The sequence below is a fragment of the Lysinibacillus sp. LK3 genome, from assembly GCF_001043675.1.
GTDB classification, from domain to species: domain Bacteria; phylum Bacillota; class Bacilli; order Bacillales_A; family Planococcaceae; genus Lysinibacillus; species Lysinibacillus capsici.
Window position 1 is genome coordinate 217126 of record NZ_LDUJ01000021.1, and the last position, 17066, is coordinate 234191.

Annotated in this window: 14 protein-coding genes; 10 read left to right on the forward strand and 4 right to left on the reverse strand. The window is 36.5% G+C overall.

What is annotated here, in order from left to right; translation table 11 throughout:
• Nucleotides 1-117 precede the first annotated feature (117 nt).
• Both VK91_RS16080 and VK91_RS16085 read left to right on the forward strand, forming a co-directional pair.
• A complete protein-coding gene (locus tag VK91_RS16080; protein WP_048394221.1) occupies nucleotides 118-1347 on the forward strand; it encodes an MFS transporter in 1230 nt (409 codons plus the stop codon).
• A gap of 315 nt (nucleotides 1348-1662) precedes the next feature.
• Nucleotides 1663-2529, forward strand: coding sequence for a MurR/RpiR family transcriptional regulator (locus VK91_RS16085; RefSeq protein WP_048394223.1), 867 nt, complete (start codon nucleotides 1663-1665; stop codon nucleotides 2527-2529).
• 109 nt (nucleotides 2530-2638) lie between these two features.
• Here the strand turns inward: VK91_RS16085 and VK91_RS16090 are convergent, their stop codons facing one another.
• Nucleotides 2639-3469 (reverse strand): GNAT family N-acetyltransferase, encoded by an 831-nt coding sequence (locus VK91_RS16090; RefSeq protein WP_231595689.1) that lies wholly within the window; start codon nucleotides 3467-3469, stop codon nucleotides 2639-2641.
• 425 nt (nucleotides 3470-3894) lie between these two features.
• Here VK91_RS16090 and VK91_RS16095 point away from each other — a divergent pair, with 425 nt between their 5' ends.
• Nucleotides 3895-4821 (forward strand): manganese-dependent inorganic pyrophosphatase, encoded by a 927-nt coding sequence (locus VK91_RS16095; protein ID WP_048394225.1) that lies wholly within the window; start codon nucleotides 3895-3897, stop codon nucleotides 4819-4821.
• A 40-nt stretch (nucleotides 4822-4861) separates the two neighbouring features.
• Here VK91_RS16095 and VK91_RS16100 read toward each other — a convergent pair whose 3' ends face one another.
• Complete coding sequence (locus tag VK91_RS16100; RefSeq protein ID WP_048394228.1) at nucleotides 4862-6241, reverse strand: FAD-dependent oxidoreductase; 1380 nt, start codon at nucleotides 6239-6241, stop codon at nucleotides 4862-4864.
• 125 nt (nucleotides 6242-6366) lie between these two features.
• On the opposite strand from VK91_RS16100, the gene VK91_RS16105 reads away from it, so the two are divergent.
• The 3 genes from VK91_RS16105 to VK91_RS16115 all read left to right on the forward strand — a co-directional run bounded on the left by VK91_RS16105 (nucleotide 6367) and on the right by VK91_RS16115 (nucleotide 10543).
• Nucleotides 6367-7074, forward strand: a complete 708-nt coding sequence (locus VK91_RS16105) for a DsbA family protein (RefSeq protein WP_048394230.1) — start codon at nucleotides 6367-6369, stop codon at nucleotides 7072-7074.
• A 178-nt stretch (nucleotides 7075-7252) separates the two neighbouring features.
• A complete protein-coding gene (locus VK91_RS16110; protein WP_048394231.1) occupies nucleotides 7253-7879 on the forward strand; it encodes an FMN-dependent NADH-azoreductase in 627 nt (208 codons plus the stop codon).
• Nucleotides 7880-8182: 303 nt separating this feature from the next.
• Nucleotides 8183-10543: a bifunctional 2',3'-cyclic-nucleotide 2'-phosphodiesterase/3'-nucleotidase gene (locus VK91_RS16115; RefSeq protein ID WP_048394232.1), complete on the forward strand. Its 2361-nt coding sequence runs from the start codon at nucleotides 8183-8185 to the stop codon at nucleotides 10541-10543.
• A gap of 31 nt (nucleotides 10544-10574) precedes the next feature.
• Here VK91_RS16115 and VK91_RS16120 read toward each other — a convergent pair whose 3' ends face one another.
• Together VK91_RS16120 and VK91_RS16125 are read right to left on the reverse strand one after the other, a co-directional pair.
• Nucleotides 10575-10940: a DUF2500 domain-containing protein gene (locus VK91_RS16120; protein ID WP_048394234.1), complete on the reverse strand. Its 366-nt coding sequence runs from the start codon at nucleotides 10938-10940 to the stop codon at nucleotides 10575-10577.
• Between the two features lie 34 nt (nucleotides 10941-10974).
• Nucleotides 10975-11502, reverse strand: a complete 528-nt coding sequence (locus VK91_RS16125; protein WP_048394236.1) for a YceI family protein — start codon at nucleotides 11500-11502, stop codon at nucleotides 10975-10977.
• A 359-nt stretch (nucleotides 11503-11861) separates the two neighbouring features.
• Here VK91_RS16125 and VK91_RS16130 point away from each other — a divergent pair, with 359 nt between their 5' ends.
• The 4 genes from VK91_RS16130 (at nucleotide 11862) to VK91_RS16145 (ending at nucleotide 16936) form a co-directional block, all read left to right on the forward strand.
• A complete protein-coding gene (locus VK91_RS16130; protein ID WP_004231981.1) occupies nucleotides 11862-12167 on the forward strand; it encodes a helix-turn-helix domain-containing protein in 306 nt (101 codons plus the stop codon).
• Between the two features lie 219 nt (nucleotides 12168-12386).
• Nucleotides 12387-13301 (forward strand): UDP-N-acetylmuramate dehydrogenase, encoded by a 915-nt coding sequence (gene murB / locus VK91_RS16135; RefSeq protein WP_048394238.1) that lies wholly within the window; start codon nucleotides 12387-12389, stop codon nucleotides 13299-13301.
• 52 nt (nucleotides 13302-13353) lie between these two features.
• The gene (locus VK91_RS16140) at nucleotides 13354-14109 is read left to right on the forward strand and encodes an exodeoxyribonuclease III (protein ID WP_048394240.1); all 756 of its coding nucleotides are present in this window, start codon (nucleotides 13354-13356) and stop codon (nucleotides 14107-14109) included.
• Nucleotides 14110-14566: 457 nt separating this feature from the next.
• A complete protein-coding gene (locus VK91_RS16145; protein ID WP_082148160.1) occupies nucleotides 14567-16936 on the forward strand; it encodes a penicillin acylase family protein in 2370 nt (789 codons plus the stop codon).
• Nucleotides 16937-17066 lie beyond the last annotated feature (130 nt).

The window sequence follows — 17066 nt, forward strand, 5'->3', positions numbered from 1 at the left end:
TACCATTTCATTAATTGTCGAAACAATTCGGTAATTTGAATAGTACTTGTCACTTTCTTGAAACAACTGTATAGTAATCTTGTAATGTAAAGTCATGTGTAAAGACAGGTGGTTAGAATGACAATAAATACAGTAGTAACAAAGAAACCTCAGCAATCCATTTCCAGAAATAAGTTATTGGGTGTAGCGGGGGTTGGGTGGCTCTTCGATGCAATGGACGTTGGTATATTATCCTTTGTCATTGCAGCATTGGCCGCTGAGTGGGGACTATCACCAAGTCAATCTGGTTGGATTGGTAGTATAAATTCTATCGGGATGGCTGTAGGAGCTCTGTTTTTTGGTGTGTTTGCTGATAAAGTAGGTCGCAAGCAAATATTTATGTGGACACTTGTCCTTTTTTCTATTGCAAGTGGTTTATCCGCTTTTACAACAACATTAACTGCATTTTTAATTTTACGGTTTTTAGTAGGGATGGGGCTAGGAGGAGAATTGCCTGTAGCTTCAACACTTGTATCTGAAAGTGTGGCTGCCAAAGAAAGAGGTCGTGTGGTTGTATTACTTGAAAGCTTTTGGGCAGCAGGTTGGTTAATAGCGGCACTTATTTCGTATTTTGTTATTCCCACATGGGGATGGCGAGTAGCCCTTATACTAACAGCACTTCCAGCGTTTTATGCTATTTATCTTCGTTGGCATTTGCCAGATTCACCTCAATTTACGGTGAAGGAAGAAGCGAAAAAACGGAGCATTGGTCAAAATATGAAAGAGGTTTGGTCAAAAAAGTATGCTCGTTCTACATTTATGCTGTGGCTATTATGGTTTACGGTTGTATTTTCGTATTATGGCATGTTTTTATGGTTGCCAAGTGTGATGGTAGGGAAGGGCTTTGACATGATTACAAGCTTTAAATATGTTTTGGTCATGACTTTAGCTCAATTACCAGGTTACTTTACAGCCGCTTGGTTTATAGAAAAGTTTGGGCGTAAATTTGTCCTTGTTTCCTATCTAATTGGTACTGCAGCGAGTGCTTATATTTTTGGAAATGCAGATACTTTAGCCGTATTGCTAACTTCAGGGATGCTTTTATCTTTCTTTAACTTGGGGGCTTGGGGAGCATTATATGCTTATACACCCGAACAATATCCATCGGTTATACGTGGAACAGGTGCAGGTATGGCAGCAGCGGTTGGACGAATTGGTGGTATTTTTGGGCCGTTGCTCGTTGGGTTTTTATTAACGGCAGGCTATGATATAGGTTTTATCTTTGCCATTTTCTGTGGAGCGATTATTATCGGTGTTGTAGGGGTCATCTTCCTTGGTAAGGAAACGAAGCAGCTTGAATTAGAATAGTATGAAATGAATGTCCTGGATCAAAGAATTGATCTAGGACATTTTTGTCTGATTTCGCTTAAATAATACATAAAAATGAGCTTTTATTAATTTTTATTCGATTTTACTGATTTATTTGTTAAAATGACAAATCAATATAAAATGGTTAAAGAGTAAATCAAATTGTTTTATTAGCAGGTTAATGCGATGAAGATTTTTCAGAAAAGTCATTGTATTCAAATTGTAATCGTGATACTGTATTTTTAATCGAATTTTGAGTCAGTAGGAAACAATCTCCCGTTCGTGATAAGGTCATTGAAAGAAAGGTTGTTAGGAATGAGTATTCATGAAGATATAAAGAAAAGGTTTGTAAGGCTGTCAAAGGGCCAGCGTAAAGTAGCACAATTTGTAATGGATAATCCCACAACAGTGATTGCTAATGGAGCAGCAGAGGTTGGCAGATTGGCTAATGTAAGTGAATCAACCGTGATTCGATTTTGTTATGCTATGGATTTGTCAGGGTATGTAGAACTACAAGAGGAAGTTAGAGGCTTTATTATGTCTCAAGATGTAGGTGCAAATCTACAGCCTACATATACTGCTAAGAAGCTGACTAATTCTAGCTTTGGTAAGGTGATGCAACGAGATAGCCAAAATATTCAAGAAACAATTCATTTGATTAACGATCAGCAGATCCAAAAATGCTCAAAATGGATGCATGAAGCAGACAATATATATATTCTAGGTACTCGTCACAATGCAACTGTTGCAAATTGGCTATCTAATACATTGAAAACACTTCGTGCTAATATTAAGCAGCTTCGTTTAGACTCAGATGATTTAGTGAATCAAATAAACAGTATGGGCGAACATACGACTTTAATTGTACTATCTTTTGATAAACAGATTGTGGATATTAAAACGATTGTTGAAATTGCAAAGGTAAAGAAAGTGAAAATTATTGCCATTACAGGTTCTGCATTTTCGCCTATTCGAGAATATGCCAGTGCATTATTTACCCTCGGTACCAAGAATCATTCTTCTCTAGACATTGCCCCAGTCTTGATTTCATTTTTGCATGCGTTGATAGAGGAAATGATAAGCCAGGATAAAGACCACTATGATAAATATCAGCAATTGTATGAGCAAGTAGAAAGTAATGTATTATTCTTAGATGCTATTAGAGAAAAGCAGGTATTTTAATGTAACTACGTATAGATAGTTGTTGAAACACACTATCTATGCGTATTTTTTTGAAATTTTCTATATAAAAAGATGTCCAAATAGTATTTAGACATCTAGGAAAAGTGAATTATAGAATTTTACTCAAGCTATATTCATTAATATAAGTATCATTTAATTTAATGGCATTTTTTCGAATGCCCTCCTGATGAAATCCTAGCTTTGTAAAGAGGTGTAAAGCTACATTGTTATGCTCCATAACAGATAACTCTAAACGGGAAATATCATGTTGTTTAGACCAACTTTCAACAGCTTTCATCAGTGCGGAGCCAATACCTTTTTGTTGATACTCTTCTTTCACAGCTAAACGAATAGAGGCAACATGTCTAGCTTTAGATTGTTTATATCCATGAATAACCGCATAACCCGCAAAAATTCCGTTTAGTACACAAAGTAGTATAGTACGGTTTTTTAATTGCTTCCAATAGGTTAAATTTTTACGAAGTTGTTGGACAGTGAGATCTAGCTCGTTTTGAACATTATACATGAAGTCAGTTTCTTGAAAAATCTCCTCTTGTAAATGAATGAATGATCTAGCATCAGATGCTTCAATTCCTCGTATTATGTATGCAGATGAATTCTCCTCACTATTAGAAGTGTTGTTTTCGGTAGACTTCATTTGCGTACGTGAGAAAGATACACTAGAACCTAGTTTAACATCAATGACATAATAGCCTGCATTTGTCCATGATAAATAATGTGAGAGAGGGGGCTTAGTTTTTTTCCACCAGCTTTTATTTAAGTAGGCAGCGTTCGGTAATGCTTGTCCCATAATGTTTTCTAATTCACCAAAGGATAAAGTAATTTCTTGTTGTAAAGCTACATCAAAATAGTTAGCTAAAGGAATGTACTTTTTTTCTATCTTCTTCGTCATCGTAATCCCCATTTCCTGAATATCCAAAAATATAGACTACCTGATGATAGCATAAAATTATGATGACTTAAATATGAAAACCCAACTAAATATCTATATAAACTAATTATTTTATAAAAAAGAGGCATTTTTACTATTGAATGTTAAAAATAGGTTGGTAAAAATAGAGAATTTTATAGAAGTAATTAGACCTATTAAAAGTATACATAGCAACTTAAGCTAGTTATAATATAGATATCTTATTTGAAAAGTATGTATTTAGAGCGCTATCATTATATTTGCATAATACAGGTTAACCGCAATTAAGCCTGTATGTTATTTCGAGAGTGAAGGTCAATGGCAAATACGCTGAGGCGAAAATGTTCCAAAGTTTCACTTTATCACTTGTCAGGCTATAAGGTATGATAAAATAAAATATAAATGTAAGTGCCATTTTAGGAGGAATTAATTCAATGAGTAAAGTATTAGTTTTTGGACATAAAAACCCAGATACAGACACAATCACGTCTGCAATTGTATATGCCTATTTAAAACAGCAAATTGGTGAAGAAGCTGAGGCGGTACGTCTTGGAGATGTTAATAATGAAACTCAATTTGCATTAGATAAATTTGGCTTTGTAGCGCCTCGTTTAATCTCTTCTGTAGTTGGTGAAGCAGACAAAGTTATTCTAGTAGACCACAATGAATTCCAACAATCGGCTGACGGTATTGAGGAAGTGCAAATTGCAGAGGTAATTGATCACCACCGCATCGCCAACTTCCAAACAGCTGATCCACTATATTATCGTGCAGAACCAGTAGGCTGTACGGCTACTATTCTTAAGAAAATTTTTAGCGAAAACGGTTTAGACATACCTGCGAACATTGCTGGTTTAATGTTATCTGCAATTGTTTCAGATACATTATTATTCAAATCACCGACTTGCACAGAGCAAGATGTAAAAGCTGGTGAAGAGCTAGCAAAAATTGCTGGTGTGGAAATTGCAGAGTATGGCTTAGCAATGCTAAAAGCAGGTGCTGATTTATCTGATAAATCATTAGAAGATTTATTATCATTAGATGCAAAAGAGTTCCAATTTGGTGAGTACAAATCTGTTGTAGCTCAAGTTAATGCAGTTGATGTTAATGATGTTCTTAATCGTCAAGAGGAGTTAGAAATCCTACTCAATAAAAATGTTGCAGAAAATGGCTTAGATCTATTCTTCTTCGTTGTGACTGACATTTTAAATAATGATTCAACAGCTGTTGCAATAGGGCAAGTAGCAGAAGCAGCAGCAAAAGGATTCGGTGCTGATCTTATCAATAACCGTGTTGTATTACCAGGTGTTGTTTCTCGTAAGAAACAAATTGTACCAGTATTAACAGAAGCTCTAAAATAAAAAATAAAAAAGAGGTTGTCTATTTAGACAGCCTCTTTTTTTAATCAAGTTTTAATGGCTGTACAGCAGGGCCTTCAAGCACCTCACCCTTAGCGTTAAAACGAGAACCATGGCAAGGACAATCCCATGTTTCATCAGCTTCATTCCATTTTGTTTTGCAGCCTAAATGAGTACAGGTTGGAGCAGTGGCATTCCTCATATACCCAGCTATATATTCCTTGGCAACAAAGCCTCCTACTTTCAGCATTTGCATGAATTGGGCACCGAATTTAGTACGTGATGGTGAATAAAGAGCGATAGCACCTTCTTCAATCTTTGAGCCTGTTAAAAGAGACGATAAGATATCACCTGCGACAAAGGAATTGGAGATACCCCATTTTCTATAGCCAGTGGCAATTAATACGTTAGGTAAGGAGTTTGTAATTCTCCCAACATAAGGGACAATATCAGGTGTTTCTATATCCTGGGCTGACCATCGATAAAGTGGCTGTTGTTCAAAATGCTCCTTCATTTCACTGGAAATGGCCTCATAATATGGCTCAGTATGAACGGTCTCGCCAGCGATATGATTCGCCCCTCCTAAGACTAAATAATTTTCCTGATTGATCGTGGCAGTCCGTATTGAACGGGAAGGAAAATCAACTGATAAATATTGACCTTGCATAGTCTCAGAGGTTTTACTTGCAACCATATAGGAGCGACTATTGGATAATTTAAAAAGTTTAAGTCCTTTAAATGCTTCAATGGGATAATGCGAACATAAAATAAGTTTATTATATTGAACCGACATATTTTTTTCGGTATATAAGTTATTCTGTGGTATGTTTAATTGCTGAACACGGGTATTTGCATAAAGTTTTGCGCCCATCTTCTGCGCCTCTTTCGCAAGAAAATTACTTACTTCAACAGGATTTATTTGTGCTTGTTGTGTCATACATAAAGCTTTTGTAATAGGGAATGGGAGCTCTGTGTCAGAGGTAAGGTTAGACTTAATGTTTAAAACCTTATAGGCATTCCATTCTTTTAATAATTGTGCATAGCCTTCTTTTGTTTGACAGTATAACAGTGAATCCACCGAACGAACCCTGTCTGGTGGGAGTATTTGTCTAGCTTTATCAATGGCTTGTTGATTCAGTTGATAATAAAGCTGTGCCTCTTCCAAAGATAATTTTTCTAAAAGATTTGCATAGACAATGCTATGTTGGGCTGTTAATTTTCCTGTTGAATGCCCTGTCGTACCGTGACCAAAATGGGTATTTGCTTCGAGAAGAACTACATCCACACCTGCTTTTGCTAAAGTATAGGCAGTATATAAACCAGTTAAGCCACCACCGATTATACATACATCGCATGTTGTTGAGGAAGTAAGAGAAGATAAAGAGACAGACTCAGTTGTAGCAAGCCAAAGAGATTGTGTCATATAGAAACCTCACATTGTTTTTGTATTCAGTATGTAGAAGAACTTGAAAATTTATGCAGTGAGGCATTAAAATTGCCTTGTGATTTCAACTATCGCTACAATGTAGCAAAAGGAGTGAGTATGAAATGAAAATTGAAATTTGGTCTGACTATGTATGCCCATTTTGTTATATTGGTAAAAAACAATTAGAGAAAGCGATTGAGGATACTGGCTATTCGGGGCAGGTGGAGCTTGTCTATAAAAGCTACCAACTAGATCCAACTACTCCAATAGATTCGCATAGTACTGTCTATGAATCATTGGCAAAGAAATATGGAATGTCCTTAGAGAAGGCAAAGGAAATGACAGTGGGTGTAACAGAGCGTGCGAAAGAAGTAGGGCTAAACTACGATTTTAGCAATTTGATGGAAGAGAATACGCTAAAAGCACATCGGCTTGTAAAATGGGCTGAACAACAGGGAGATGTTACAGCTCTAGTGGAGTCACTTTTACACAGTCATTTTATTGAAGGAAAGCGTATCGGTCAAGATGATGTTTTATTAGAGATAGCTGAGAAAGTGGGCCTAGAGCGTGAAGAAGTTGCAAAGGTTCTTGCTGATGATGTTTATAAAAATGAGGTAGAAGCGGATATTCAAGAAGGTCTCCAGCTTGGTGTACGAGGGGTACCGTTCTTTGTCTTAAACCGTAAATATGGTATTTCAGGTGCACAACCGCAGGAGGTATTTGAGGATACATTGCGTAAAGTTGCTGAAGAAGAGGGCTTACAACCATCGCTAAAGATGGCTGGCACAGGTGATGCGGGTATTTGTACTGACGATAACTGTCAATTTTAGCTTACTAGAGAGAGGAGTAAGGCTTTCAACTCCTCTTGTTAGAATGGATGAAAGATAGAATATTTCAGTCAAAAGTCTGAGGCAAGTAGCATTGACATTTTAGATGAAATTTTTTAAGATAAACACATATCTTGAATTCGAGATATTAGATTTTGAAATTTAAGGGAGATTTTATATAATGAACGTTTTAGTAGTAAAAGCTAACAACCGTCCAGACGGTATTTCAACAAAAATGTATGATACTTTCATGGAAAATGTACAAGGTGCCAACGTAACAACTTTTGACGTATTTGCAGAAGATATGCCTTATTTTGGCCAAGATCTTTTCAATGCTTTTGGTAAAGTACAAAATGGTGGAGAGTTAACAGACATTGAATCACGTCTATTAGCTGCAAAACAAAAAGCAATGGATGCATTAACTGCTGCTGATTTAGTTGTATTTGCATTCCCACTATGGAACTTAACAATTCCAGCACCTTTACAAACATTTATTGACTATGTATACCAAGCAGGATTCACATTCAAATATGGCGAAAATGGTCAATTAATTAGCTTAATGACTGACAAAAAAGCGATTATTTTAAATGCTCGTGGTGGCTACTATTCATCACCTGAAGCTCAACCAATGGAAATGTCAGTAAACTACATTAAAAACGTAGTAGGTGGCGTATTCGGGATGGAAGTTATTGAAGAAGTGATTATTGAAGGTCACAATGCTTCACCAGATAAAGCGCAAGAAATTATTGCAAATGGCCTAGAAGAAGTGAAAAAGGTTGCTCAATCACTACAAACTGTGAATGCATAAAAATTATTTTTTATTAAAAGTCCTCTCAATTTTGGGAGGACTTTTTTTATTTTGTCAACAGATGTATGGTGTGGTATGGAGGTCGGACATATTGACAGTAACTAATTATTTTGAATTTACATTTACTAACATCCTATTTAATAGAAAAATAAAGAATGGTAGAAATCTGTGATTTGGAGGGAAAGTAATTAACCATTCTTTTAAAAATACATATAATTAGGACTATATATTCAGTAAAAATTAGAATGGTTTTAATATAATAGAATTTGTAGGAAAATACTAGATTATTAAGGAGGTTGTTGTATGAATAAGAAATTAATAACTAATTTCTTGGCGACGTTACTAGTCCTTTTCGCGTTTATACCATTTGGAATTTCTGCTGATGCTGCTTCCAATGATGTAACACGCGCAGATTATGTAAAAGAATTAGTAGAAAATTTAGATGTAGAGATGGGTGACGGCTCTTCGCTTGCCTTTAACGATGTCTCTAAGGATTTAGCACCTTATGTAGAAAAAGCTGTTCAATTAAAACTTATTAAAGGGAAAACAGCAACGATATTTGGCCCAGATGACAAATTAACACGTCAGCAAGCATTTGTTATCTCTGCTCGTGGACTTGTTAGTGAAAACGCTTCCCTCAAAGTTTTAGAGCAATTTAAGGATGCAGATCAAATTGCAACGGCATATAAACAAGATTTAGCGAATGCTGTTGCAGCAAACATTTTACAAGCATTTGAGGATAATACTATTCGTCCTCGTGACTATGTGACAAAGGAACAGATGGAGAGTATTGTGGAGCGCTTTGTAGCAGAATACAAAGCACCTTCAACTGGCGTATCAGTTGATCTTCAGATTTTAGGGACAACAGATATTCATACCAATTTAGCTAATTACAATTACTATTTAGATGCTCCATCATCAGAGCTTGGGTTAGCTAATACAGCAACACTAATTGAGCAAGCAAGAGCTAAAAATCCAAACACATTACTATTTGATAATGGTGATTTAATTCAAGGCACACCACTTGGCTCATATAAAGCATTAGAAAGTGTTTTAAAGCCAGGTGAAGTTCATCCAGCTATTGCTGCACTTAATGCATTGAAATACGATGGTGGAACTTTAGGGAATCATGAATTTAACTATGGTCTAGACTTTTTAGATGAAGTATTAAACGATGCAAAGTATCCAGTCGTAAATGCTAATACCTATGATGCAAAAACAAAAGAGCGTATGTTTACACCTTATGTCATTCTTGATAAAGAAGTGGTAGATAGTTCAGGCAAAAAACATACACTTAAAGTTGGTGTAACAGGGATTGTTCCAACGAAAATTGTTGAATGGGATGCCATTCATTTAGCAGGTAAAGTTGAAATGCAAGAGCCAGTTGAAGCTGTGAAAGAGGTAGTACCAGAAATGCAAAAGGCTGGAGCAGACGTGATTGTCGTTCTGTCACATTCAGGTATCGGTGAAGATACTTATGTGAAGGGTGCTGAAAATGTTGGTTACCAATTAGCAGAAATTGATGGTATTGATGCGTTAATTACAGGACACTCTCATTTAACATTCCCTGGTGACTATAAGGATTTGAAAGATGTTGACCAAGAAAAGGGTACAATTCATGGTGTTCCTACTGTTATGGCAGGTAGCTATGGTAGTCATCTTGGTGTAATTGATTTAAAACTAGAACAACAAGGATCTGAGTGGGTAGTGGTAGATGGTAAAGGTTCATTGCAATCGATCAAGCAAGAAGGTTTACAACCATCCACAACGGTTTTAGAGGCTATTAAAGAGGCACATGATGGCACATTAACGTATATCCGTCAGCCTGTTGGAGAAACAACTGCACCAATCCATAGTTATTTTTCAATGGTGCAAGATGATCCATCCATTCAAATCGTAACACAAGCTCAAAAATGGTTTATCGAACAAGAGCTAAAGGGTACGGCTGATGAAAAGACACCAATTCTTTCAGCAGGAGCACCTTTCAAAGCAGGATCACGTAATAATCCATTAGATTATACAAATATTCCTGTAGGACCGCTTGCTATTAAAAATATGGCCGACATTTATCATTATGACAATACTGTTGCTACGATTAAAGTGACAGGCGCACAAGCAATCGAGTGGTTAGAGATGGCTGCTGGTATTTTCGCAACAATTGATCCGACTAAAACAGAAGAGCAAAATATTATCGATGCAGAAGCACGTTCTTATAACTTTGATGTGTTAGATGGCTTAACATATCAAATTGATGTCACATCGCCAGCAAAATATGACCGCCGCGGTAATCTTACTGATGAAAAGGCAAATCGTATTAAGAATGTACAATATAATGGTAAACCAATCGATTTAAAACAAGAATTCATCATCATTACAAACAATTATCGTGTTGGTGGATCATATGGGGCGACATTTAAAAATGCAGAAGGCTCTAACATAACTAACTATGCTTATGAAAATCGACAAGCTGTTGTAGATTATATTATGGCGAATAAAACAATTAACCCAGCTGCGGATAATAACTGGTCATTTGTACCGTTCCCAGCCAATACAAAGGTTATCTACCTATCTGCAAAAGATGCACAAAAGTTCATACCAGCAGGTAGTGGTATTGAATATTTAGAAGATACAGAAGCTGGATTTGCTAAATATTTAATTAAATAAAAGAATAGGAAAAGGAGAGTAACGATAATCGCTACTCTCCTTTTTTATGTCTGTTGAATGAATGATACCGTGTACCTTGATAGGTTAAAATGCCAAGATCACCTTCTACAAGCTGACCATAATCGTAGCCATTCATCTTTAGTTCATGCCGTTCTCCGCTTTGCTCTTCAAACGTAACGTAGTAGGACGTAGATGCCCCAGAATTGTTAGATCCCCCACGTATATTCGTACGCTTTGTCACAACCTTAGCGGGTACCGTTAATATTGGTGAACGGTTGTTTTTAGACCAAGTGATAATACCGTTTACAATCATAAAGGCTATGCTCCCAAAAACAATAAAGAAGATGATGGTAATAAAAGCAGAGCCAAATAAAAAATCATTATCAAACCAAAACATAAATTCCTCCCTTTCTTTAAGGTAGAAACAATACTTAAAGAGGATTTAATTCAAGATCTACTATCACGTCTATTTCATCGCTAATCAATACACCACCTGTTTCTAAAAAGGTATTGTAGACTAGATTAAAATCACGACGATCAATTTGGGCTTTAGCTTGGAAGCCAAAAACTTCTTGTGCCCATGGATTCACACCTTTTCCTGTATATACTGTTGTAAATACGATAGGTCTTGTTATGTTTTTGATGGTTAAATCACCATGAATAGCAAAATTTTTATCATCAAGTTTATCAATATATGTAGAGGTAAATACTATTTTTGGATAGACGTCTGCATCAAAAAAGTCAGGAGACACAAGGTGGACATCACGATCATGATTCTTGGTGGAGACACTAGCCACTGTAATCGTGATAGAAATGTTTGCATCCTGCATTTGTTCGATATTGGATGTAACTATTTCACCGCTGTACGATTCAAACGTACCATGAATACGAGAAATCATCATATGTCTTACGGAAAACCCGATCGTTGAATGACTGAAATCAATAGCATATTTTTTCATTTGAAAACCTCCTAAAACAGCATTCTACAACGAATGATAAAGTAAACAAATCGCATATTCAATGAGTTTTTTATAAATGTGGAAGTATTTCCCTCTATAAAAGTGTAATCTGTGAACATGAAACAGAACATATTTAAAATCGAATAGGCATATTATTGGAAATATGTGCATTTTATTAAGATAGCGTTTAGTCTAAGACATTTTATGTTCCCTTGTTAGATATGTCCAACATTGAAATTGTGAGTTACTATTTGTAATTAAATATATAAAAGTTAATAGATTATTTTACGTAAATAAGTTACTTCAAATTTACATTTAGTGCATTAATCGTTACAATAGTTACATAGAGGTGAAAAATTATGAATGAGACAACTTTGTGTCCTCGTTTAGCTAAAGCAATGGATTTAATCGGAAAACGATGGACAGGGTTAATATTATATCAATTACTAGATGGACCACAGCGCTTTAATGAAATCGAATCTGCACTACCTGTCAGTGGACGTTTATTATCAGAACGTTTAAAGGAGCTTGAAAAAGAGGGGCTTGTTGAACGTAAAGTATATTCAGAAGTACCGGTACGCGTTGAGTATTCATTAACAGATAAAGGTCAGGCACTTGAAGGTGCTATCCGCAATATCGAAACATGGGCAAGTAGTTGGCTCTAGGGTGAATGGATTATTTTACTAGATAATACAATGAAATAGTGTCCTAAAAACGACACTTGGAATGACTGTCAATTTTCTTTATAATATTCATCATCTCTGCACAGGTCTTACCTGTCTTTTAATATGAGATAAAAATACCCTTCATTTTACTTGTCAAATTGGGGTTGTAAATCCATACTGGTGTAGAGTAAGAAGGACGTTAGAAAGGAATTAGCTCTCATGACAAAAGAACAATGGGCGATGGATTTAGCAAAAAGTATTAATCCTGCCAATATTAAGTTAAATGAATCATTACAGCAATACACAATGACAAAATTAGGTGGCAAAGCAGATGTTTTTGTTCTTCCTGAAACAGAAGAAGAGGCGGCATCCGTTATTCGCTATGCATATATAAATAATATTCCTTTATTAATGTTAGGTAACGGATCTAATATGGTTGTTCGAGATGGCGGTCATAGAGGAATCGTTGTAACATTTTCACGCTTAGATGAGATTCGTATTACTGGTGAGCATGTGTATGCTCAAAGTGGTGCACTGATCAAAGATGTATCAAAGCTATCAGCGCAAGCATCCTTAACAGGTTTTGAATTTGCATGTGGTATTCCTGGATCAATTGGCGGAGCAATGGCTATGAACGCAGGTGCCTATGGCGGTGAGATTAAAGATATTATTGTTTCATCGAAGGTGTTAACAAAAGAAGGGGACATTTTAATACTAGGTAAAGAAGACCTTGAGCTAGGATACCGACAAAGCATTATTGCCAAAAAGGGTTATTATGTGCTGTCCTCTGAATTTCAATTAGCAGTTGGCGTACAGGAGGAAATTGATGCGAAGATAGCTGATTTAACCTTCCAACGTGAATCAAAACAGCCTTTAGAATATCCATCTGCTGGAAGTGTATTTAAACGCCCACCTGGTCATTTTGCTGGAAAACTTATTCAAGATAGTGGCCTACAAGGTAAAGGTGTTGGTGATGCTGAAGTCTCTACCAAGCATGCAGGATTTATTGTCAACAAAGGAAATGCTACTGCTTCAGACTATATTAAGACAATCCAAATGGTTCAACGTGTAGTGAAAGAAAAATTTGGCGTTGAATTAGAGACGGAAGTCAAAATTGTTGGTGACGATCTATAATAGGATGCCCTTCGCATAAGCCGAAGGGCGTTTTTTTAGGAGTGTGGATAAAATGAAATTTATATCATGGAATGTTAATGGGATACGAGCATGTCTAGGTAAAGGCTTTTTAGAGTTCTTTCATCAAATAGATGCAGATTTCTTTTGTATCCAAGAAACAAAATGTCAGGCTGGACAAGTTGAGCTCTCTATCGAAGGTTATGAGCAGTATTGGAATTACGCGCAGAAAAAAGGGTATTCTGGAACAGCAATTTTCACGAAACACACGCCATTGTCTGTTAAGTATGGGGTGGGCGCCGAAGATTCTCAGGATGAAGGCAGAATTATAACATTAGAATATAAGAATTTCTATTTAGTAAATGTTTATACTCCAAATGCACAGCGTGATTTAGCGAGGTTACCATTACGTTTACAATGGGAGGATCGTTTAGCTAGCTATTTACAAGAACTAAATAGTCAGAAGCCAGTGGTTTATTGTGGTGATCTAAATGTTGCACACACGGAAATTGATTTAAAAAATGCAAAATCTAATATTGGAAATTCGGGCTTTACATATGAAGAGAGAGCAAAATTTTCAGCGTTATTGGAAAGCGGTTTTGTAGATTCTTTTAGATACAAGCATCCCGAGGAAACTGACCACTACACATGGTGGTCCTATATGAATAAAGTGCGTGAACGTAATATTGGTTGGCGTATCGATTATTTTGTTGTATCCAATCAATTGAAGGAACAAATTGAAAGCGCAACAATTCACCCACACATTATGGGCAGTGATCATTGTCCAATTGAATTGCAATTACAATGCTAGTACTTAAATCGTATTTTCTAAATGGAAATACGATTTTTTGTATTTGTAACTTAATAAGGTGACTTTTAAAAATGTGAGATTTGGCAATGCCAGGGGGATACCTTCAAAGTGAGGAGTAGACGCTACAATCACATGGGAACCCGCCCTAAAGTAGGGAAGAACGCTCCAATCATGTGGGAATCCGCTTCCACCATATAAGTCCGCTCCACGAGAGAAGATAAAAGAAAATATACTCTATAGAATCATTATATCTCTATGAACATACGAATTTTTAACATTACTCAGTAGCCTTCATAATTCTTATTGATTATACTATTCTAATAGCGAATAAATATAAAATTTTGTATTTAGAGACAATTTTATATACATAAAATAAGAAATTTCGCTAAAAAATTTGCGTTACAAAGCGGGTTTGGGAAGGTAGTACGGGAATATAGTGCAAAAAGGGGGTTATGCAGTGGGGAAGAGAAAGTTTAATTGGAAAAAGTGGCTAATTGTCATAGCTGGGATAATAGCTGCTTTGGCTCTTGTGGCTTTTATTGGATTTACATGGTTTATGAATAAATCTAAGCCGGTGATTGATGGTGAATTAGCTGTTACTATTCTGGATCAGGATGTGACAGTTACGAGAGATGAAAAAGGGGTTCCGCATATTTTTGCCAAAACAGATGCGGATTTGTATCGTGCGCAAGGTTATGTCCAAGCACAGGATAGACTATTTCAAATGGACTTAGCACGAAGGCAGGCAAGTGGTCGACTATCTGAAATTATTGGAGAAGCAACGATTAATACCGACAAACATTTCCGTACATTTAGCTTACGAGATGCTGCAGAGAAATCATTAGCTGCCTATGATGACGAAAGCAAACAAGTACTTGAATGGTATGCCGAAGGAGTAAATGCTTTTATTGCACAGGCAAAGGAAAGCAATACACTAAGCTATGAATTCGCTTTGTTAGGTTATGAACCTGAGGAGTGGACAGTTGTTGATTCCTTAACCATTGGAAAATATATGGCCTATGATCTGGGTGGAAATTGGAATACGTTAGCTTTTCGTCATTGGGCACTACAGAATTTTGATGAAGAAAAGGCAAAAGAATTATTTATTAAATATCCAGAAAATGCTTCGGCGATTATCGAGGCCAATATCCAAAATCCTGTAGCAGTAGCTGGGCAATTCAGTGCGGAAATGCTACCAAACGAATTTAACGGAAGTAATAACTGGGTAGTTTCAGGTGATAAAACGAAATCAGGAATGCCTATTTTAGCAGATGACCCACATTTAGGGTTAAGCACCCCTTCTATTTGGTATCAAATGCATCTGCAATCACCACAGCAAAACGTTAGTGGCGTTATCTTTGCAGGGATTCCAGGTATTATTTTAGGCCATAATGATGAAATTGCTTGGGGGGTAACCAATGTGGGTCCAGATGTACAGGATTTATATATTGAAATACCAAATCCAGATAATCCAACACAATTTCGATACGATGGAAAGTGGGAACAAGCAGAGGTGCGCGACGAATCAATTAAGGTAAAAGATGGAGAAACGGTAGATTTTGAAGTCGTTGTTACACGTCACGGCCCTATAATGACAGATTTAGCTTTTAAAGATACAGAGCCAACCGCACAATTTTCGATGCAGTGGACAGCACTACAACCGACAGCTGAACTAAGAGCAGTGCTTGGTTTTAATAAGGCAAAAACTTGGGGTGATTTCGAAAAAGCATTAGAAGACTTTAAAGCGCCAGCACAAAATTTTGTATTTGCATCAAAAGACGGTACGATTGCCTATAAAGCTAATGGTCAAATACCTATTCGTAAGCAAGGTGAGGGCCAATTACCAGTTCCAGGTGATTCGAGTGACTATGGCTGGGAGGGCTTTATCCCATGGGATGAATTACCAACTCTAGTAAATCCAAAAGAAGGTTTTATTGCAACGGCAAATAACCAAGTAATAGGAGAGGACTACCCTTATCACATAACTGATTTCTGGGCGCAACCTTATCGTTTCGAAAGAATTAAAGAAGTGTTAGAGGCAAATGATGCGATTACAGTAGAAGATATGATGGCTTTGCAAATGGATCAGCACAACCTCTATGCAAGAGAATTTCTGCCTGATTTATTAACATCTTTAAAAGAAAAAGATCAGGATGGGAAGTATGCCGAGATTATTGCCATGCTAGAGAAGTGGGATATGGTAGACGCAAAGGAATCAGGTGCACCACTTGTGTTCCATACATTAATGATTAAGCTACAGGAAGTTTTGTTTAAAGATCAAATGCCTGAAGATATGTATGGCATCATGTATGGGAAGTTTAATATTACAGACCAGCTCTTACGTACAGCCTATTCAGGAGAGAAAAGCATTTGGATTGAGGAGCAGGGTGGCATTGATGAAACCATATACAAGGCATTTGAGCTAACAATTGCACAATTAGAAGATCAATTCGGAAAAAATTCCTCGAAATGGCAATGGGGTGATTACCATCAGCTTACTTTTGACCATACACTAGGAAGTGCATCGCCTATTCTTGCAGCCTATTTTAATGCTAAAAAGGTTCCTATTGGTGGATCAAAAGTTACCGTACAAGCAGCAGATAATGATTTAGCTGGTAATGTAGATCACGGTGCATCTTGGCGTTTTGTGGTGGATGTAGGTGATTTAAGCTCAGCCTATCATATTGTTGGTCCTGGTCAAAGTGGTCATGTAAAATCTGATTGGTATCAAGATCAGGTGCTGGATTGGGCAAATGGTGATTACCATCAAACATTTATTAAACAGGAAGAGATAAAAGGGAAAACATTACAATTAATAGCGAAGTAATAAAAGAGTTAGCGTACAGAAAGTGCGCTAACTTTTTTATTTAAGGATATACATCCTAACATTCAAATATTCGTTTGAATATGATGGAATAATATGTTACATTGAATACAATCAAACGAATATTTGAATG

What these genes read in the sequence shown, in the direction of transcription:
- VK91_RS16080 (WP_048394221.1), top strand. Translation starts at nt 118, where the DNA reads ATGACAATAAATACAGTAGTAACAAAGAAACCTCAGCAATCCATTTCC.
- VK91_RS16085 (WP_048394223.1), top strand. Translation starts at nt 1,663, where the DNA reads ATGAGTATTCATGAAGATATAAAGAAAAGGTTTGTAAGGCTGTCAAAG.
- VK91_RS16095 (WP_048394225.1), top strand. Translation starts at nt 3,895, where the DNA reads ATGAGTAAAGTATTAGTTTTTGGACATAAAAACCCAGATACAGACACA.
- VK91_RS16100 (WP_048394228.1), bottom strand. Translation starts at nt 6,241, where the DNA reads ATGACACAATCTCTTTGGCTTGCTACAACTGAGTCTGTCTCTTTATCT.
- VK91_RS16105 (WP_048394230.1), top strand. Translation starts at nt 6,367, where the DNA reads ATGAAAATTGAAATTTGGTCTGACTATGTATGCCCATTTTGTTATATT.
- VK91_RS16110 (WP_048394231.1), top strand. Translation starts at nt 7,253, where the DNA reads ATGAACGTTTTAGTAGTAAAAGCTAACAACCGTCCAGACGGTATTTCA.
- VK91_RS16115 (WP_048394232.1), top strand. Translation starts at nt 8,183, where the DNA reads ATGAATAAGAAATTAATAACTAATTTCTTGGCGACGTTACTAGTCCTT.
- VK91_RS16120 (WP_048394234.1), bottom strand. Translation starts at nt 10,940, where the DNA reads ATGTTTTGGTTTGATAATGATTTTTTATTTGGCTCTGCTTTTATTACC.
- VK91_RS16125 (WP_048394236.1), bottom strand. Translation starts at nt 11,502, where the DNA reads ATGAAAAAATATGCTATTGATTTCAGTCATTCAACGATCGGGTTTTCC.
- VK91_RS16130 (WP_004231981.1), top strand. Translation starts at nt 11,862, where the DNA reads ATGAATGAGACAACTTTGTGTCCTCGTTTAGCTAAAGCAATGGATTTA.
- murB (WP_048394238.1), top strand. Translation starts at nt 12,387, where the DNA reads ATGACAAAAGAACAATGGGCGATGGATTTAGCAAAAAGTATTAATCCT.
- VK91_RS16140 (WP_048394240.1), top strand. Translation starts at nt 13,354, where the DNA reads ATGAAATTTATATCATGGAATGTTAATGGGATACGAGCATGTCTAGGT.